The 19,720-nt window shown below is 66.3% G+C and carries 13 protein-coding genes; 9 read left to right on the top strand and 4 right to left on the bottom strand.

Annotated features, from left to right (window positions below; translation table 11 throughout):
• Positions 1-39 precede the first annotated feature (39 nt).
• The 3 genes from Pla123a_RS21815 to Pla123a_RS21805 all read left to right on the top strand — a co-directional run bounded on the left by Pla123a_RS21815 (position 40) and on the right by Pla123a_RS21805 (position 4,844).
• Positions 40-2,181, top strand: a complete 2,142-nt coding sequence (locus tag Pla123a_RS21815) for a TadG family pilus assembly protein (protein ID WP_146590972.1) — start codon at positions 40-42, stop codon at positions 2,179-2,181.
• A gap of 196 nt (positions 2,182-2,377) precedes the next feature.
• Positions 2,378-3,769, top strand: a complete 1,392-nt coding sequence (locus Pla123a_RS21810) for a GntP family permease (protein WP_146590970.1) — start codon at positions 2,378-2,380, stop codon at positions 3,767-3,769.
• 43 nt (positions 3,770-3,812) lie between these two features.
• Entirely contained in the window at positions 3,813-4,844 is a 1,032-nt protein-coding gene (locus Pla123a_RS21805) for a galactitol-1-phosphate 5-dehydrogenase (protein ID WP_146590969.1), read from the top strand.
• A 193-nt stretch (positions 4,845-5,037) separates the two neighbouring features.
• Here Pla123a_RS21805 and Pla123a_RS21800 read toward each other — a convergent pair whose 3' ends face one another.
• A complete protein-coding gene (locus Pla123a_RS21800; RefSeq protein WP_146590967.1) occupies positions 5,038-6,582 on the bottom strand; it encodes a 2-isopropylmalate synthase in 1,545 nt (514 codons plus the stop codon).
• A 418-nt stretch (positions 6,583-7,000) separates the two neighbouring features.
• Here Pla123a_RS21800 and Pla123a_RS21795 point away from each other — a divergent pair, with 418 nt between their 5' ends.
• From Pla123a_RS21795 to Pla123a_RS21775, 5 genes are all read left to right on the top strand, one after another.
• Complete coding sequence (locus Pla123a_RS21795) at positions 7,001-7,240, top strand: hypothetical protein (RefSeq protein ID WP_146590965.1); 240 nt, start codon at positions 7,001-7,003, stop codon at positions 7,238-7,240.
• A gap of 160 nt (positions 7,241-7,400) precedes the next feature.
• Positions 7,401-8,891: a deoxyribodipyrimidine photolyase gene (locus Pla123a_RS21790; RefSeq protein WP_146590963.1), complete on the top strand. Its 1,491-nt coding sequence runs from the start codon at positions 7,401-7,403 to the stop codon at positions 8,889-8,891.
• 150 nt (positions 8,892-9,041) lie between these two features.
• Positions 9,042-10,598: an alpha-N-arabinofuranosidase gene (locus tag Pla123a_RS21785; RefSeq protein WP_146590961.1), complete on the top strand. Its 1,557-nt coding sequence runs from the start codon at positions 9,042-9,044 to the stop codon at positions 10,596-10,598.
• A 340-nt stretch (positions 10,599-10,938) separates the two neighbouring features.
• A complete protein-coding gene (locus Pla123a_RS21780; protein ID WP_146590959.1) occupies positions 10,939-11,757 on the top strand; it encodes a 50S ribosomal protein L11 methyltransferase in 819 nt (272 codons plus the stop codon).
• Between the two features lie 183 nt (positions 11,758-11,940).
• The gene (locus Pla123a_RS21775; protein WP_146590957.1) at positions 11,941-12,768 is read left to right on the top strand and encodes a hypothetical protein; all 828 of its coding nucleotides are present in this window, start codon (positions 11,941-11,943) and stop codon (positions 12,766-12,768) included.
• Positions 12,769-12,835: 67 nt separating this feature from the next.
• Here the strand turns inward: Pla123a_RS21775 and Pla123a_RS21770 are convergent, their stop codons facing one another.
• From Pla123a_RS21770 to Pla123a_RS21760, 3 genes are all read right to left on the bottom strand, one after another.
• On the bottom strand, positions 12,836-14,431 hold the full coding sequence (locus tag Pla123a_RS21770) for a GxGYxYP domain-containing protein (protein WP_197528189.1): 1,596 nt from the start codon (positions 14,429-14,431) through the stop codon (positions 12,836-12,838).
• A 313-nt stretch (positions 14,432-14,744) separates the two neighbouring features.
• Positions 14,745-15,203 carry an NUDIX domain-containing protein gene (locus Pla123a_RS21765; protein ID WP_146590953.1) on the bottom strand — a complete coding sequence of 153 codons (459 nt, stop codon included), beginning with the start codon at positions 15,201-15,203 and terminating at the stop codon, positions 14,745-14,747.
• Between the two features lie 499 nt (positions 15,204-15,702).
• Positions 15,703-17,985 carry a glycoside hydrolase family 31 protein gene (locus tag Pla123a_RS21760; RefSeq protein ID WP_146590951.1) on the bottom strand — a complete coding sequence of 761 codons (2,283 nt, stop codon included), beginning with the start codon at positions 17,983-17,985 and terminating at the stop codon, positions 15,703-15,705.
• Positions 17,986-18,277: 292 nt separating this feature from the next.
• On the opposite strand from Pla123a_RS21760, the gene Pla123a_RS21755 reads away from it, so the two are divergent.
• A complete protein-coding gene (locus tag Pla123a_RS21755) occupies positions 18,278-19,393 on the top strand; it encodes a LacI family DNA-binding transcriptional regulator (RefSeq protein WP_146590949.1) in 1,116 nt (371 codons plus the stop codon).
• The last annotated feature ends 327 nt before the right edge of the window (positions 19,394-19,720 follow it).

The following is a 19,720-nucleotide window of genomic DNA, read 5'->3' as shown; positions in this document are numbered from 1 at the left end:
ACCCCCGACCCCTCTTCCCCAACCTCCCGGCGTTGGATCATGTACAAGAGACCCCCCCGTGCCAAACGCCGCCTGGGCGTCATCCTCGTGCTCAGCGCACTGCTGATGGTCGCTGTTTGCGGCATGGCAGCGATGGGCATCGACGTCGGCTTCATGATGCTCGTCAAGACGCAACTGCAGGTGGCGGCCGACGCCGGCGCGCTGGCGGCGGCGAATTCGCTGCACTTGTCTCAGGCCGAGATTATTGACGTCGGCGAGCAGTTTGTGGCGATGCACAACGCCGGCGGCCGCGCGATCAAGACCGCGGAGACCAATGTCGAGATCGGCGTTTGGGACATTGCGACCGACGTGTTCACCCCGGCCCCAGGGGTCGGCAACGCGGTCCGCGTCACCGTCACCCGGGACGGCGAGGCGTTGTTCTTTGGCCGCGTCATCGGCAACGACAAGTTCAACGCCCAGGCGAGCGCCATCGCCATGGCCAACCCCAAGGACATCGCCTTCGTCATCGACCTCTCCGGGTCGATGAACGACGACACCGAACCCGCCTGGGCGACCACCACCATCAACACCACGTTCGGCGCCGCCGCCGCCAGCGGCGTCGCGACGTCGCTCATGCAGGACGTCTACGACGACTTCGGGTTCGGGGCCTTCCCGGGGACGCTGGAGTACCTCGGCGGTTCGTTCGGGCTGCCAAAAGACCACATCGCCTACGCCGAGCTGACCTCCGATGTCGGGCCGCTCGCCAACGGGACCCTCGCGCCACGCTACCGGATCGCGCCGGGCGACAGCGAGCACACCCGGCGCGAGCGGGCCTACTGCTGGATCATCGACCACCAGCTGCGGAACCTGATGCCGAAGGTCCGCCCGTTCCCGAACAGCAAGAAGAACTACGAGTACTGGGAGAAGTACATCGACTACGTGCTGCTGACCTCGCACGTTGTGTCCCCGTCGCCGCCGCCCCCTCCCAGCCCTCCGCCAACCCCCAACCCCACGCCTAGCCCTTCACCAACGCCAACGCCAACCCCCGGCCCGCCGCCGCCCCCACCCGCGCCGACGCCGCCGATCGGCATGTCGCCCTGGCGCCAGTTCGAAAGCTTCGCGGCCACACCCGCCACCGCCTTCTCGCTGTGGAGCTCGTACCGCTCGGGCGGACCCGCGATGCTCGCCGCGCCGGCGTATTCAGTGGTGTACGGTCCTTCTGCCACCGGCCCGGGACTGCCGCGCGTCGGAGGGCTGTACGGCAACTACTCCGCTTGGATCCCGCCGAGTCAGGACGGCGACCGAATCTATCAGTTCAACAACCCCAACCGGTCGAGCTTCCCCTCTGCCGACGGGAGCCTGCCGCACAAGCTGCGGAACTACTTCGGCTACCTCACGTACGTGCAGTTCCTGATGGACCACGGCCGCGACCTGCAGCCGGACGGCAACGTCTACACCGAGCTGTCGCTGGATAGCGGACTCGCACCCCTCCACTCCGAGAGCGTGGCCGGCAGGAGCTTCTCGTTCCCGCCGAGGTCCCAGCCGCTGCACGCGGTGCGGCGGTCGGCGATCGCCGCGCTAGACGTCGTGGACGACCGGAACTCGGTGATCCCCACCAAGGGCGCCCGTGATCAGGTCGCCATCGTGACCTTCGACACCACCGACGGCAGCCGGCTGCTGCACACCTTTACGCCCGAGTACCTCGACGTCATGGAGTCGGTGACCAAGCTCCAGGCCGTAGGCGACAAGGGAACTTCGACAGCCACCGAGACCGGGCTGATCCACGCCCGCCAGCTGCTGCTGCCGAAGAGCAAGGGCGGCGCCGCGCGCGAGAGGTCGACCAAGGTCGCCGTGCTGCTGACCGACGGCATGCCCAACGCCCACAGCAGCGACGCCGGAACGATTGACAGCTACATGACGTCCAACTCGATCGGCGACTCCTACGGCGGCGGGTACTACTGGCTCGACGCCGCGCTGATGCAGACGCACGTGCTCGAGGCCGACGGCATCGAGGTCTACCCGGTCGGAATCGGCATGGGCGCCGACTACGACTTCATGGACCGGGTCTCGCGGCTGGGCGGCACGGGCGGCGCGGACGGTCAGAGCCCGCGTGGCAGCGGCAACCCGGCCGAATACGAGCTGCTCCTGACCAAGATCTTCGAGGACATCGTCAAGAAGCCGACCGCGCGACTGGTGGAGTAGCCCATCGCTAACGGCCGCCCGCCCACGACCGCTGCCGGGCGGCGGGCCGCTCCGATTCTTACGCTCTGCAGCGACGCGCCGCCGCCCCTTCTCGCGGGCATGCACCGGCGCGGCCGGGCTGTTACAATCGCCGACAATCCGTCGCGGGACCGCGGCGTGCGATTGCTCTTCCCCTTGCCCGGTTGTCTGGAGTGTTATGTCCCCGCTGCTTGTGCTCGCGATCGGCGTAGCCGTAGTCCTCGGCCTGATCCTGGTGCTCCGGCTCAACGCGTTCTTGGCGTTGATTGCCGCGGCGGTGACCGTCAGCTTCTTGGCGCCGGGGGAACTAACGGTAAAAGTTTCACGCGTTGCCGAGGCGTTCGGGACCTCCGCCGGCAAGGTCGGCATCCCGATCGCCATGGCGGCGGTGATCGGAAGCTGCCTGCTGGCGTCGGGCGCCGCGGACAAGATTGTGAGGACCGCGCTGGGTTTGGTGGGGGAGAAGCGGGCCGGCGCCGCGCTGGCCGGCAGCGGATTCTTGCTGGCGGTCCCCGTGTTCTTCGACACCGTTTTCTACCTGCTCGTGCCGTTGGCCCGCTCCCTCTACAACGGCACCCGCCGCAACTACGTCTACTACCTGGTCGCCATTGGGACCGGCGCGGTCATGGCGCACACGCTGGTGCCGCCGACCCCCGGGCCGCTGATTGTGGCCGATCAGCTCGGCGTTGATGTTGGGCTGCTGATGCTCATGGGGACCGTGGTGAGCCTGCCGGCGCTGGTGGTCGGGCTGTTCTCTGCGTCGGTAATGAACCGCGTCATCAAGCTTGAGAACCCGCCGAAGCTTGAGCACCCGGCGCCGGAGGAGTCGACCGAGTCGCTCGAGGGGCCGCTCGGCGGCCCGGGCCTGCTGGCCGCGGCGGCGCCGATTATCGTGCCGGTGGTGCTCGTGGCGTCGCGCACTATCCTCGGCCGGCTCGCGGAGGGCGCCGCACCCGACGCCGCCATTGCTCAGCTCACGCAGATCGCGAACGTCCTGGGCGACCCCAACCTGGCGCTGCTGATCGCGGCGGCGATCGCCCTCGCGGTATTTGTCCACGTCCGGCGGCCAGGGCGGGTGGAGCTCAGCCGGCTGGTCGAAGAGTCGCTGCTGAGCGGCGGCCTGATTATCCTGATTACCGCGGCCGGCGGAGCCTTCGGGGCCATGCTCAAGGCGGCTGAGATCGGCCCGGCCATCGAGCAGGCATTCGCCGGCCAGGCGGCCTCGGGTCAGACGCTCTTGTGGCTGGCGTTCGGCGTGACCAGCCTGATCAAGGTCAGCCAGGGCTCGTCGACCGTGGCGATGATCACGGCCAGCGCTATGATTGGGGCGATGATTGAGGGCGAGCCGGCGGCTTTCAACCCCGTCTACCTTGCGATCGCCATCGGCTGTGGATCCTCGCTCGGCGTGTGGATGAACGACAGCGGCTTCTGGATCTTCTGCCGCATGGGCGGCTTGACCGAGTCCGAGGGGCTCAAGACCTGGACCATCCAAACCGCACTCATGGGCACGGTCGCGATGATCGCCGCCTGCATCCTGGCGGCGTTCCTGCCGCTGCAGTACGTTGGCTAGTTGGCCGTGGGCCGCGACCTTCTTTTTGACCGCAAGGATTGGCATGAAAGCCCTGCTGCTGACCGCCGAGAGTCAACTCGAGCTGACCGACGTCCCCGAGCCCGAATTGGGCGACGACGCCGTGCTGATCCGCGTCGCGGCCTGCGGCATCTGCGGGTCGGACGTCCACGGTTACGACGGCAGCACCGGCCGGCGGATCCCGCCGCTGGTGATGGGCCACGAGGCCGCTGGCGTCGTCCAACAGGTCGGCCCCGCGGTGACCGATGTCAAACCGGGGGACCGCGTGACCTTCGACTCGACCGTCTACTGCGGCGAGTGCGGCTACTGCCGTGCGGGCCGCGTCAACCTGTGCGACAACCGCCAGGTGCTCGGCGTGTCTTGCGGCGAGTACCGCCGGCACGGCGCCTTTGCCGAGTTCGTCACCGTGCCCGCGCACATCGTGTACCAGCTGCCCGAGTCATTCCCGTTCGAGCAGGCCGCGCTGATCGAGGCGGTGAGCGTCGCCGTGCACGCGGTCGACCTGGCGCCGCCTAAGCCGGGCCAGACCGCGGTGGTGGTCGGCGCCGGCATGATCGGTCTGTTGATCGTCCAGTCGCTCCGCGCGGCCGGCTGCGAACAGGTCGTTGCCGTGGACGTCGACGACGACCGGTTGGCGCTCGCCAAGCAGTTCGGCGCCTCGCACGGCGTCAACTCGAAGACCACCGACGCGGCCGCCGAGATCCTGAAGCTGACCGGCGGAGTCGGGGCCGACCTGGCGCTCGAGGCGGTAGGCATGACCGCCACGGTCCGGCTGGCGGTCGCCTGCGTAGCGAAGGGCGCCAACGTGGTGCTGGTTGGCAACCTCTCGCCCGATGTCGAGCTGCCGCTGCAGGCGGTCGTCACCCGCGAGCTCCGCGTGCAGGGCTCCTGCGCCTCGGCGGGCGAGTACCCTAAGGCGATCGGTCTGATGGCCACCGGCGCGATCGACGTGGCGCCGCTGATCAGTGCGGTCGCCGCGCTGGATCAAGGGCCCGAGTGGTTTGAGCGCCTGCACCGCCGCGAGGCCGGCCTGATGAAGGTCGTGCTGACGCCGTAGTTAGCTATCCCTGATGGCTGTCCGGCCCGGTCCGGCCCGTCCCGGCCAGGGAAAAAAATCCCTCTCCCCCAAGGGGGGAGAGGTTAGAATAGGGGGCCCAGAGAATTGCCGCCGCGCAGCGGCGACCTTATATCTCGGGACATGACGCAACACGATGACGCCGCGAGCGGCGACGCTAAGCTGGCGCCGGCGATCAAACCGCCCCGGGGCGGTACTCCGACAGGTCCTGCCCGCCGCCGGCGGCTACGCGGTTCATGGCGTTGATGAACGCGAGCGTGCTGGCCTCGACCGTGTCGGTCGAGACGCCGCGGCCGCGGTAGATCTTCCCCTCGTGCTCGACCTCGATGGTCGACTCGCCCTGCGCGTCCTTGCCCTGGCTGACGCTGTGCACGGCGTAGTCACGCACGGTGACCGACAGGTCGGTGATCTTCTCAACCACCCGGAACAGGGCGTCGAGCGGCCCGTCGCCGCCGAAGAAGGTGTCGGCGAAGGTCTCCTCGCCCCGCTTCAGCGTAACGGTGGCCGAAGGGACCTGATCCTTCGTCATCTTCACCTCGTACGACGCGAGCACCCACTGGTCATCGCCGGCGGAGGTCCGCTTGTCGATCAACGCGGCGATGTCGGCGTCGTAGATCTCCTTCTTCTTGTCGGCCAACTTCTTGAAGGCCTCGAACACGTCGTCCAGCTCCTTGCCCTCGATCGCGTAGCCGAGCGCCGTCGCGCGGTCGGCCAGCGCGGCGCGGCCGCTGTGCTTGCCGAGCACCAGGTCGGTCTTGCTGACCCCGACGTCCTCCGGCCGCATGATCTCGTACGTGCTCCGCTCCTTGAGCATGCCGTCCTGGTGGATGCCCGCCTCGTGGGCGAACGCGTTACGGCCAACGATCGCCTTGTTCCGCTGCACCTCAAGGCCGGTGATACTCGACACCAGCCGGCTGGTTGGCACCAGGCGGGGCGTGTGGATGCGGGTGTCGGCCTTGTAGTAGTCGCCGCGGGTCCGCAGCGCCATGACGATTTCCTCGAGCGAGCAGTTGCCCGCCCGCTCGCCGATGCCGTTGATCGTACACTCGACCTGACCGGCGCCGTTCTCGACCGCCGCCAGGCTGTTGGCGACCGCCATGCCGAGGTCGTTGTGGCAGTGGACGCTGATCACGGCCTGGTCGATGTTCGGCACGCGCTCGCGCAGCGTGCGGATCACGCCCCCCATGTGCGTCGGCGTCGCGTAGCCGACCGTGTCGGGGATGTTGACCGTGGTGGCTCCGGCGGCGATGGCGGCCTCGACCACCTCGCACAGGAAGTCGACCTCGGTCCGCGCGGCGTCTTCGGGAGAGAACTCGATGTTGGGGCAGTAGCCCTTCGCCCGCTCGACCCCCTCGACCGCGCGGCGGATGATCTCTGCCTTGTCCATCTTGAGCTTGAACTCACGGTGGATAGCGCTGGTCGCCAGGAAGACGTGGATCCGAGGGTTCTCGGCGCCCTGGAGCGCCTCCCAGGCGCGGTCGATGTCCTTCGGGTTGCAGCGGGCCAGGCCGCACACCTGAACCCCCTTGACCGCGCCCGCGATAGCGCGGACCGCCTCGAAGTCGCCCGGCGAGGCGATCGGGAAGCCCGCCTCGATGACGTCCACCTTCAGGTCCACCAGCGCCTGCGCGACCTCCAGCTTCTCGGCCAGGTTCATGCTGGCGCCGGGGGACTGTTCGCCATCGCGGAGGGTGGTGTCGAAGATCGTGATGTTTCGCATCGTTCGGGCTGCGTTGGTTGGGGAAGGAGGAGCGGCGCCGGTCTCCAAAAAGCGGGGCGCCAACAAAAAAACCCCGAGGCCAGGGGCCTCAGGGTTTCGATAGTCGTTTCTGGCGAGAGCCTACGCGTACGAACCCTAGGACCCCCGGTGATGCAACACTGGGGCTAGCTCGAGGAGCAGCAGGCTTAGTAGGGTTCGGCTGTTCATAGTCGTTTCTCGCAGGGTTTGTTGTATCCGACCAGTTGGGGGCGGTCAAGGTTCGCCAGAATGCCCACGTGCGGCTTTGGCGGCGAGCTATCCTCAAGCTGGCTCAGCAACCGCCGGCGTGACCAGCCCGCCCAGCTGACCTTTCCCATTCAGGCGTTTTTCGGGAAGAATAGCCGCCTCAGGCGGTCCCACCCGGCAAGGGCGTTTGGCGATGAGCGGCAATCATCTCGATCTTTCCAGCGAGCCCCCGCGGCCCCACAGCGAGGCCCCACCGACAGGCGAACGCGGCCGCTTTATCGGCGTCCGGTTCGACTGCTGCGGTATCTACGCACGCGTCTACCCAAACCGCAAGAACACCGCCTACGAGGGGCGCTGCCCCCGGTGCCTGAAGGCGGTCCGGTTCGAGATCGGCCCCGGCGGTTCGTCGTCGCGGTTCTTCTCAGCGAGTTGAGCCGCTCCGAGATAGCGGCTCCCGGCGCCATCCGCCCGGTTGCCGCGCCGGCCCTCCGTTCCTACAGTCACCCGGATATGGCGTGGGCATCTGGCAGCCCGCCTAGACAGGATCGGTTTCTAGACAGGACCGGAATCCCAGCCAACACGATGAGCCCGCATTGAACGTCCCCGAGATCCGCATCCGCCAGTTGACCGACCGGCCCGTCAACGACTCGGGCGACTACGTCCTCTACTGGATGACCGCCTTCCGTCGCGCCCACTACAACTTCAGCCTGCAACGGGCCGCCGAGTGGGCGTCGGAGCTCGACAAGCCACTGCTGGTTTTCGAGGCCCTTCGCTGCGACTACCAGTGGGCCAGTCATCGGCTGCACCGGTTTGTCATCGAGGGGATGCGCGACAACGCCGCCGACTTCGCCGATCAGCGGCTGACCTATTACCCTTATCTGGAAGAAGAGCAGGGGGGCGGCAAGGGGCTGATCCGCGAGCTTACCAAGAACGCCTGCGTGCTGGTAAGCGACGACTTCCCGTGCTTCTTCCTGCCGCGGATGTTCGCCGCGGTCGATAAACGGCTCGACATCAAGTTCGAGCTGGTCGACTCCAACGGCCTGTACCCGATGCACGCCACCGACAAGGTGTTCTCCAGGGCGTTCGACCTGCGGCGGCACCTGCAGAAGGAGCTGCTGCCGCACTTGGCCGAGCCGCCGAAGCGCTCGCCGCTGAAGGGCTACGCGCTCGCCGAGCTCGATGCCTTGCCCAAGAAGATCACCAAGGAGTGGAAACCGGCCGACCTCGACGCCGCGCTCGACGGCGACAAGTTCCTCAGCAAGCTTCCAATCGACCACGATGTACGGCCGGCCCCAATCACCGGCGGCAGCCACGCGGGACGCAAGCAGCTAGAGGACTTCCTCAAGAACAAGCTCAGCGGCTACGGCGAGCTCCGCAACCAGCCGCAGGAGGACGCGGCCAGCGGCCTCTCGCCGTACCTCCACTTCGGCCACGTCAGCGTGCACGAGGTGTTCGCGGAGCTGGTCGACCAGGAGGAATGGAACCCCAGCAAAGTAAGCGGCAAGGTCAATGGCTCCCGCGATGGCTGGTGGGGGCTCGATGAGAGCGTCGAGGGGTTCCTCGACGAGATCATCACCTGGCGCGAGCTGGGCCTCAACATGTCTTCGCACCGCGACGACTACGACCAGTACGAATCGCTCCCCGACTGGGCGCAGGCGACCCTCGCCGAGCACGCCGACGACCAGCGGGAGCACACGTACACACTCGAGGAGTTCGAGCAAGCCAACACCCACAACGATCTCTGGAACGCCGCCCAGCGCCAGCTCGTTCGCGACGGCAGCATTCACAACTACCTGCGGATGCTGTGGGGCAAGAAGATCCTGCACTGGAGCAAGTCTCCGCGTGAGGCGCTCGCTATCATGATCGAGCTCAACAACAAGTACGCCGTGGACGGCCGCAACCCGAACTCGTACAGCGGCATCTTCTGGACCCTCGGCCGCTACGACCGCGCCTGGGGCCCCGAACGCGAAATCTTTGGCAAGATCCGCTACATGACCTGCGACAACACCGCCCGCAAGGTGAAGGTGGACAAGTACCTGCAGAAGTACTCCGCGGGCGGGAGCCAGGGCGAATTCGATTTCTGAGGCCGCCGCCGGCTTTTTCGGAAATCGCTCAGGAATTTAGCTATAATGCCCGCGGCCCTGCTGTTCTGGCCGGGCCGCTTTTCATCGATCGGCGTGGCCGTTCGAGCGAATCCGCTGGCTCCTCGGCCGAATGACCCCACAGGCACACCCATGCGCACAGCAACTCGACTGGCGACCACGCTCCTTCTAACCTTCCTCGCTTCGTCCGCCGCGACCCAGGCCACCGCCGGCGAGGCGACCGCCGTTATCCGCGCGGACCAAGAGGTCGGCAAGATCAGCCGCCACGTCTACGGGCACTTTGCCGAGCACCTGGGCCGCTGCATCTACGACGGCATCTGGGTCGGCAAAGACTCATCGATCCCCAACACCGACGGCGTGCGCAACGACGTCTTCGACGCGCTCAAGAAGCTCGAGGTCCCCAACCTCCGCTGGCCGGGCGGCTGCTTCGCCGACGATTACCACTGGCGCGACGGAATCGGCCCTAAGGACCAGCGCCCCAAGCGGATCAACATGCACTGGGGACAGGTCACCGACACCAACGCCTTCGGCACCCACGAGTTCCTCGACCTGTGCGAGAAGCTCGGCGCCGACGCCTACCTGGCCGGCAACGTCGGCAGCGGCACGCCGGACGAGATGCGTGACTGGCTCGAGTACATGACCTTCGACGGCGACAGCGAGCTCGCCAACCTCCGCCGCCAGAACGGCCGCGAGGAGCCGTGGAAGGTCCCGTTCTTCGGCGTCGGCAACGAGAACTGGGGCTGCGGGGGTAACATGCGGCCCGAGTACTACGCCGACCTCTACCGCCGGTACGCGACCTACTGCCGCAACTTCTCCGGCGACCGCATTACCCTGGTCGCCTGCGGGGCCAACGGGCACGACGCCAACTGGACCAAGGTCATGACCGAGCGGATCGGGCGGCGGATGCCGGCCATCTCGCTGCACTACTACACGGTCTACCCCGCCTGGGCCAACAAGACCACCGCCACCGGCTTCGGCGAGAAGGAGTGGGCCGCTGTGCTGAGCGAGTGCCTACGGATGCGCAGCGCCATCGGCAACGCCGAGGAGTCGCTCGACGAGATCGACCCCAACAACCGCATCGGCCTGTACGTCGACGAGTGGGGCGCGTGGTACCAGAACGAGCCCGGCACACCCGGCTACGCCCTCTACCAGCAGAACTCGCTCCGCGACGCGCTCTTGGCGGGCATCACGCTGCACATCTTCCACGAGCACAACGACCGCGTGCGGGTCGCCAACATCGCCCAGGTAGTCAACGTGCTGCAGGCGATGATCCTGACCGACGGCGACAAGATGCTGCTGACGCCCAGCTACCACCTGTTCGAGATGTACCGCGTCCACCACGACGCCACCCGTCTGCCAGTCGAGCTGGAGTCGCCCGAGTACTCGCACGAGGGCCACAAGCTGCCCGCAGTGAGCCTGTCGGCCTCGCGCAGCAAGGAGGGCGTGGTGAACGTGTCGATCGTCAACGCCCACGCCTCCGAGGCGATGGACCTTACCTGCACGCTCGAGGGCGTCGACGGCGACCAGGTGAGCGGCCGCGTGCTGACTGCCGACAAGCTTGACGCGCACAATACTTTTGACGCGCCGGAAGTCGTCGCCCCGACCGCCTTCAACGACGCCAAGCTCGACGCCGGCAAGCTCTCGGTCCGCGTTCCGGCCCACTCGGTGGTGGTGCTTTCGGTTGAGTAGGTAGCGTCGGCCCGGAGCGGGCGTTGTTGAAAGCAGCGGAGCGATTGGCGAAATTCCGCCACAATCCTCCGTTAAGAACCAATCTGCTGTGTTTGGATTCTCACCAGCGTGAGCTGCTAGGCGTGCGCTTTTCACGCTACAGATGTGGCCTGCGACCAGTCTCGCCGGAGTGGTGCAACAGTCGCGTTTAAGCTTTGAATTTGTTCGGCTGTGGCCTTCGATACCGCCTGGATTCGGGAGGCCGCATGGTAACGGGTTCAGATTTTGGGCCCTGTGTCCGACGAATGGAAAGAGGACTCGTTGCTGGCGGCGTTGAGACTGAACTTGCGGGAGTGCTACGATGATCAGCCTTGCCCTTCGAATTCTCGAGCGCGTGCCGACTTCGGTCTCTCCTTGGGCCGATGCGGCTCGGCAACGGAAGTACTTCCGCCGCCGATTCGCCGGCTTTCAACAGGAGGTCCGGCGGCGTCTCTACCCCGGCAACATGAAGATCTCGGTGCTGTCGGGTCCCTTCCAAGGGATGCGGTACCTCGACGAAGTCGTTTGGGGTTCCATCACCTCGAAGTGGCTCGGGTCGTACGAGATCGAGCTAGACGAAGCGCTCACCCAGCTAGCGGCGCCGCCGGTAGACACCGTGATTGATGTCGGTTGCGCCGAAGGCTACTACGCGGTCGGTGCGGCGTTGATGAACGCCAGCGCCAAGGTCTACGCCTTTGACGTCGACCCGTTCTCGCGTCGTCAGGTCTCCCGGATGTCGGTGCTCAACGGCGTCGCTGACCGGGTGGTCGTGGGCAAGTTCTGTTCGCACAGCGACCTCCAGCAGCTTTCCAGCCGCGGCACCACGCTTGTGATCTGCGATATCGAGGGGGGCGAGGTCGAACTACTCGACCCAGTCAAGGCGCCGTGCCTGCGCGACTGCGACGTGTTGGTCGAAGTGCACGAGGCCAGCCAAGCGAGTCACGAGGTAGAACTGCTGCTGAAGCGTCGCTTTGCTGCCACACACAAGATCACGACCGTCCGGGCGCGCTCGCGTGAGGCCTGGATTGAGCGCGACGCCCCCAATCTCCTCGAGACGCATGACCGGGATTTCTTGCAAGCGGCAACCGACGAACACCGCGGCAACGGTCAGACCTGGCTGGCGATGCGCTCGGTCGGCTAGCCCAGGCAGGCCTCTCCACTGACGCGTCGTTGCGTGCAGGACCGATGGGCCGCCGTGGCTGTGTGCGCATCGGCGGAAGCAAGCATGCGCCCTCGGCTGCAACAAACACTGGAGCGGCGGGCCCAATTGGCTACAATCAGGCGCGTGAGTCCGTCCGCCGTGCCTGGTCCCCAGGGAGCCGCCATGAGACCCGCCTGCCTCGCGTCCGCCGTTTTCTTGATGTTTCTGCCCGGCGTGGCTACCGCACAGTTCGTTACCTACGCCATCACGGCCGAGGTAATCGACGTCTACGACCCGTACGGCATCATCGACGGCGCGATCCTGCTAGAGGACGTGCTGGTCGGCGAGCTGCAGTACAACTTGTCGCTTCCGGACGACAATGAGAACGCAAGCGTTGGTTCCTATTTTGCCATGGCGCCGAGCGACAGCTACGTTCAGGGCTCCAACGCGGCCAGCGGGTTTTTCGAGACCACCGACTTCTTCGCTGCCTACATCGAGGACAACGCCCCGTGGGGAGCCGACTACCTCCTGTTCTACGGATCGGGCGACACCACTCCGTCGGCCCTCGATAACCCACAGGTCGACTACGTGGATCTGGATGTCGAATTGATTGACTACGACCAAACCGTGCTGACCAGCGACGGGCTGCCGCCCGCACTCAACCTGGCCGACTTCGAGGAGGCCCACCTCATCCTGACCGGCGAGTGGTTCAACCCCGGAACCCTGAGCGACGAGTTCTCGTTCAGCGTCGAAGCGGTCATTACCTCGCTCACCCCCATCGGTCCGCCCGGCCCCGCTGGAGATTTCAACGACGACGGCTCGGTCAACGCGGCCGACTACACCGTCTGGCGGGACGGCGGCTTGCCCGCCAGCGACTACGACGACTGGGCCGCCAACTACGGGGCGACCACGGGCGGCGGGTCGGCGGCCCCTGAGCCGTCGGCGCTGTGGCTGGTTGTCGTGGGTGCAGTCGCTGATGTGCGGCGCCCAAGAGGATTACGTTCTCTCTAATTCGCCGGGCGCCGATCGCCATGCCTACCCGCTATCGCGCGTGAGCACGGCCCCCAACAGCCGCTTCTCACTTGCTCGCGTCGTCCTTGACGCTGCGCGACAGCGTCTCCTGGTTTCGGCTCAAGTGCAAGAACAGCTCCTCCAGCGTCACCACCTCGACGCCGTTGTCTAGCCGTTCCACGATGGCCGCGACGTTGCTCATCGGGTCGCCCCGGCCGTGGCCATCAGTGATGTCGGACCACGGGTGAACGTTGACGATCGAGTACGACGCCGGGTCGTGCAGCGCGTCGCGGGGGGCGGCGTTGAGCTTGGCGGTCAGGCTGTCGGGGGTCTCGAAGCCTTCCCACAGCGTGTACCGCACCGCGGCGATCGCCGTGCCGCTGCTCCAGCGGACCTCGCCGTGGCGGTCGGCGTAGCCGCCGGAGTTGGTCTTGAACATCACGCCTGCAATCTCCGGCCTGGCGGCCAGGGCGTCGAGCGCCTCGGCAGGGTTGTCGGGGTCGAGGATCGAGATGACGTTGTGGTCGACCCGCTGCATCGCCTGTACGGTCGCGTCGACGTACCCCGCGATGTCATTGATCTGGCTTGGGTAGTTGATGCCGTGGCCGCCGGCAGTGACGAAGGTCGTCGGCTGCGCGTCCGGGCCGGCCTGGTCGTAGAAGTACTTCAGCGCGGTCGGGTTGATCTCCAGCAGCGCCGGCGTGAGGTCGAAAGTCATCGGGAAGGCGCCCCGGTGCGGCGAGCCAAACCAGCGGCCGCTGGTGGCGAACGTGTTGGTCAGCCACTGGGCATTGTCGCCGTCGCTCATGACGAACGCCACGTAGTGCGCGTCGGGCCGGGTTGGCGTCGCGGGGTCGGCCTTGCCGGGCCGCGGTGGCAGCACGACCTCCCACCGCGCCGGCCCCGCCGACGACTGCAGGAAGTCTGCCGGCACGGTCATCAGGTTGTGCCGCGAGGCAGAGCTGAAGAACTCCTGCTCGTCGTTCTCGTAGCCCCAGCCCAGCACCAGCGACTGCGGCCGCTGCGCGGCCAGGTAGCGGTCGCGTGTAGCGCCGGTGGCGTCGAACACGAACCCGCCGTTCAGCACCGCGTGGGCGCGGAGCTGGTGCAGCTTGCTCGGCTGCTGACGGTAGATTAGCTCGCGGTTGAAGTCGTAGCGGTCAAACACCCAGTCGCTGCTGCGCCCGCGGACGTCCTCGATCTGCTCGAGCCCCGACTCGGCGAGCGCGGCCCCTACCGTCCCGCCCACGAGCGACTCGTGTACCATCACCGCCCCAACGGCGCCGGCCACGCTGGTGGCTTGGTTCAGCGAGCCGTCGTCGTACAGCACGTAGCCCGAGAGCAGGGGCTTGTAGTGCTCGAGAAACCATCCCGCGTCATCCTGCCAGACGACCCGCGTTCCTGGGTTGTTCTCCACATGGCGGTTGAGCCAAAAGTCTGGATCCGCGGCCGGGTCCGAATCGCGGAACCCAAGGTGCACCTCCGGCGAGGTCCTCGCGACCACGCCCGACAGGCCCGCCATCAACGACAGCGTGTGGTCGCTGGCGCCGTCCATCGCGAAGGCGTGGATGGTCGCCGGATTGGCGGCGGCGTCGAAGCCGCCGGACGTGGCGAGGAGCAGAGCGGCCAGCAAGAAGGTCGGTAGGGGCAGGGATGCGGTCATCGTTGTGGGTAGCGTAGGGTAGGGCGGCGGCAGCCTCGTAGCGATGGGCCGAGCGCCTATCGTACTACAGCGCGAGTAGGCGATTCGAAAAACGGGGACGGGCTCGACGCGCTGGTCGGCCGAGAATCCAGACCAGATGGGGAGCCGTGGTGTCTGTCCCCGTTTTTTTAACCAACCACCAGACGGGATTGGTTGCGAGGGCCCGCTGGAGAAGGGTACAAGCACGCGACTGCAGTCACGCCGAACCCATTGCAAGGTTTTGCAATGCGGTCGAGAGCCAGTCCACATTTCCAGCTCAGCTAGCTCAGTTGTGCTAGAGCACTTGAGGCAAGGTGTAGTCCGACCCCTCGCGCCGCAGCACCTCAAGGGACGCGGTCGGGCCGCCGGCGGCCAGGTACTCGAGCAGCGACGCCACCTCGACGCCCCGCAGGTCGTAATGGCCAAGCTCAGACGGCCGCACCCAGACCGCCTGCAGGGTGTGCTTGTCGGGCGACGACTTGAGCGGCGAGTCGCCAACCGGTTCGGCGGTGAACACCGCCCGCAGCCGGACGCCGCTGGCGGTGTTCGACTGTTCGAGTCCGATAAGGCCGGTGAGCGCGACATCGATGCCGGCCTCTTCAAGGACCTCGCGGCGGGCGGCGCACTCGAAGGTCTCGCCCGGCTCGACGCGGCCGGCGGGCAGGTACCACCGCTGGCCGTGCTTCCGCTCCTGCACGAGCACAAACTGGTCGCCCCGCCGAACGGCGACCACACTAAATAGGTACGCATTCATCAGGCTGCCCTGCGGTGGGTCGGCAGACGCGTGGCGGCGGCGCTGGCCTACCGACCTAATTGCTCGTGGGCGCCGGATTCAAGTAGAAAAGAGCCAGCACGTCTCGTCAAATAGGGGACAGGAAGCCTCGCAAGGACTCCTCAAGAGTGATCCTGCTGCGCGATACCCGATTAACCTCTGTGGGGGAAGCCGGAGGGTAGGCGGCCGCATGTGAAGTCTCGGCCCCCTGCGCTCCTATCCGCGGCATGCTACCCCCCCCGGCTTCCGCCGGGTGTTATTGGAATTCTTGCGTGAAGTGGGGCTAGCAGGCCGAACGCCCGCCTCGGCTCGCACTACCGGACAAAACCCAGCGGGCGGCGATGAGCTAATTGCCGGAAACACTGCTATACCAGCGTCACACACGAATCGTGGGACTGCACGGCCGGGGGTATTGTCCCCTCCGATCGATTTTTCGGACAGAACGCCGCCGCGTGGTCGTGCCCTCCCACCGGAGAGGGGGCTACTCCGGCAGTACGGTCACCGGAGTTGCGGCGTCCCAATCAATCGCGTCGGTCGACGGGGCGACAGGCACCATTGGGATTTTGACTCCAGAGCGGTGCAGCACCGCGACCGGCACCGGCGCCGCGGTGACCGAGCGCCAGGTCCCGCCGGAATGCGTTTCGCCGGTTTGGAAGTTGACCCACTCGCCCGGGGGCAGGTACATCGAGCGTTTTGGGTTGTCGGAGTCCGGTTCGGGACTGAACAACGGGGCGACCAGCAGGTCCGAGCCAAAGAAATACTGGTCGTCAACGAGCCAAGAGCCGGGGTCGTTTGGGAACTCGAAGAACAGCGGCCGCAGCATCGGGTGGCCACGGTGGCTGCAGTCGTTGGCCTGGGCCAGAATGTACGGCATGAGTCGGTACTTGAGTTCAATAGTGCGGCGGAAGGCGTCCTGGAACTCTTCGCCGTACTCCCACGGCTCGCGCGGCGGCGCGCCGTGGCAGCGGGTGTGGCTGGTAAGGGCGCCGAACGCGAGCCAGCGTTTGTAGAGTTCCGGATCGGGCCGGCCCACAAACCCGCCCACATCGTGGCTCCAGTAACTGAAACCACACAGGCCGAGCGAGAGCCCGGCACGGAGTGAGGCCGCCATCGCCGAGTCGGTGTTCTCCGCGTCGCCGCCCCAGTGGAGCGGGTACCGCTGACTGCCGGCCCAGGCGCTGCGGGCCCAGATGATCGACTCGCCGGTGGTGTCGCGGGTGACCTCGGCGACCGCCTTGTTGTAGCGGAGCGGGTAGAGGTTGTGCTCGTGCCAGCCAGAACGGCCGGAGGCGTACAAGCCGGCGACCGGCGCGTCCTCGCCGAAGTCGACCTTGATCGCCGCGACGCCGAGCTCCAGCAGCCCGGCGATCTTCTGCTGGTACCAGCGGACGGCGGCCTCGTTGCTGAAGTCGAGCACCGCGTCGAGCGCAGGGCCAACGCCCGCGGCGTCGTGCACGTGGAAGCCGTTGTCAACAATTTCGCGGAACAACGAGTTCTTGCGGCTGAAATAGGGGAGCTGCCACAGGCAGACGCGGAGGCCCTGCTTGCGCAGGTCGGCGATCATCTTGCCGGGGTCGTCAAACCGCGACTCGGCGAAGCGGTAGTCGCACTGCCAGTCGTTCTCGAACCAGCCGGTGTCGAGGTGGATGACGTCGCAGGGGATGCGGTTGGAGCGGAGCTTCTGGGCGACCTCACGCACCTCGGGCTCGCTCTTGTAGGTGATGCGGCTCATCCACAGGCCGAAGGACCAGGTGGGCGGGACCGGGCTGCGGCCGGTGAGGGCGGTGTACTCGGTGAGGATCTCCTTCGGCGTGCCGACAAACAGGAACAGGTCGAGGTTCTCGTCGCCGGTGGTGATGACGGCCGCCTCGTCGAAGTCGCGGCCGAAGTCGCAGGTGACCGGGGTGCTGGTGTGCACGAACATCCCGTACCCCTGACTCGAGATAAAGAACGGGACCGGCTTGTACATCCGCTCCGACTGCCCGCCCATCGCGTCGCGGGTGAGCAGCTGCACCCGCTGGCCCCGCTTGTTGAACCGAGTGAACGACTCGCCGCAGCCAAAGATCTTCTCGTCCGGCGCGAGCTGGAAGCTGGCCGCGGTGCTGCGGCCGAGGTCGCGGGCGCGGCGGATGAACGAGAAGGGGGTCGGCGCCGAGAACGTGGCGGGGTCGTTGAGCACGCGGGTGCGGGTGACGAGCCGTCCCGAGTTGTCGCGGATCTCGATCCGCCACGGGTCGCGGAGCAGCCGCACCTCGGTGTTCTTGCTGCGGAAGGTGTAGGCGTCCTCGTTTTCGGTTGACTTCCAGTTCGGGTCGGTCGGGGGCTCGTCGGCGAGCATCAACGAGTCGCGGTCGCCCTGCGACCCGACCGGGCCGTCGCTGCGGGTCGCGAAGCGGAGCCGCACCGTGCGGGGCGAGACAAACGTCACCGAGAACGGCAGGACCGGGTCGCGTTCGTACTCGGAGGCCGGGAACTCGTTGCTCTCGGCACGCGCGTAGGCGAGGTCGACCTTGTTGAACGAGAGGTTGGTGCGGCGGGTGTAGCGGTCCCAGCGGAGGGCGCCCTGACCGGTGGTCGCGTCGAACGATTCGACCGCGGCGGGCACGAAGTGGATGGCGGCCGGCTCGCGGAAGTCGGCGCTGGCGTCGACTGGCCCTCCGGCGACGTGGGGCTCCGCGGCGCCAACCGCCAGAGAAAGGAACAGCGTCAGTCCAAGTGAAGTGACGAGGCGGCAGGCCGAGTGCGTGGTGCTAGCTGGCGACATGACTATTAAGCCTGAAAAAGGGGATCTAGGAGCAGCAAGGGGCGTCGATCACGACGCCGAGGAGGAGAAAATCGCGGCGGCGGCGGCCGGAGGTCGCGGAACAAGAAGATAAGAAAAGGGGCAATATTTTGTTGACTCGCCTCACCGCAATCATTAAATTGCGACCGGTGTCAGTTGTAAAGCACCTCGCAAACTTATCTGTTTTTCTCCTCTCGACGTTGAAGTCAGCTGTAACTGCCACTGCTTGCAATTAGTGGCCACGTAGCTTGCAATCGATCGAACACGTTCGCTTATGGCCGCCACGATCTACGACATCGCTCGCGAGGCAGGGGTTTCGAGCTCCACGGTCGCGCGTGTGCTCCGGGGGAACACCCGGGGCTTGCGTCGTGACAGTGCCGAGCGAGCCGAGAAGATCCGCCGGATCGCTTCGGACCTTGGCTACCTTCCGAATGCCCGGGCGCGAGCGTTTTCTGAGCAGCGCACCAAGGGTGTCGGCCTGCTCTACGACAACGACGCCTGGATTTTTGAGGGCGTCAACGACCGCGTCGTGCAGGGGCTGGTCCGCGAACTCCGCCGCGACGACCACCACGCGATGTTGATCCCGTTAGGCGACGGCGACGCCTGGCGCGACCTGGTCCTGGGCGGCCAGGTCGACGGCTGCGTGGCGTTTCAGCGCCTCCCGGACGAGGTCCGTGACAGCATCCGTCAGGCGGGGATCCCGTGCGTCATGCTCATGGACGACTCGGACCCGCTGCTGCCGCAGGTGCTGGTCGACGACTTTGGCGGCGCGTACGCCGCTGCCCGGCACCTTATTGGGCTGGGACACCGAGATTTTGGCCTGTTCGTCCACGAGGAGGTCAAGCCGCACTGCAGCATCCGCGAGCGGCGACGCGGCGTCGAGGCGGCGATGCGTGACGCGGGCCTGGAGCCAGGGTTCTGGCACTGCAGCATCGCCACGCTAGTCGACTCGGTGCTCCGGGGCGACAACCGTCAGACCGCGCTCATTTGCTACAGCGACCTCGAATCAACCCTGCTGGTGCACACGCTCTGGCAGTTTGGCCTCCGCGTGCCCGAAGCCCTTAGCATTGTGGGGTTCAACGAAAAATTCTCCACCGAATTCATGACGCCGCCGCTCACGACGGTTGGCTTTGACGCCGAGCGGATTGGCCGGCTCGGTGCGCAGCTGCTGATGGAAAAACAGCTCAAGCATACAAAAGAGAAGCCCGGACGAACCGCGCCGAACGACGGCGAGGCCTCGGAGGACGCCTCGGAACGGCCCGCCGAAATCCACCGCGTCAGCACCGAACTTATCGTACGGGCCTCGACCGCGGCCCCCAAATCGAACCCCGCGCGGATCGATGAACCCGCCGCGGGCGGCGCGACCCACGCCCCAGACACCTCATCTTGATACGGATAGTCATTCCTTAGAAATCAGGAACACGATAATCGGGAACACGACGTCAGTTCCCTTATCCAGATGCACGCAGTGTTCACCACGCCGCGGCTTGCGAGTCTGCTCGCGGGTGCGGTGGCGTTGCCAGCAGCGTGCGTGAGCGGCTCTTACACCTTTTCGATTCCCGCGTTTTCCTAGAGCAAGCGTTTGAGTCCTTCGACGCGCGTGCGGTCGCCCATTCCGGGGGCGCGCAAGCATCCAACCAGGCTGAGCACAGACGAATTAATGTTGAGCTGTCGGCTGACGCAGGTCGGGCGGCGGGTATTGGGGCGATTGCGGCGA

This window comes from Posidoniimonas polymericola (assembly GCF_007859935.1).
GTDB classification, from domain to species: domain Bacteria; phylum Planctomycetota; class Planctomycetia; order Pirellulales; family Lacipirellulaceae; genus Posidoniimonas; species Posidoniimonas polymericola.
This window is presented reverse-complemented; position numbering and strand designations above follow the sequence as displayed.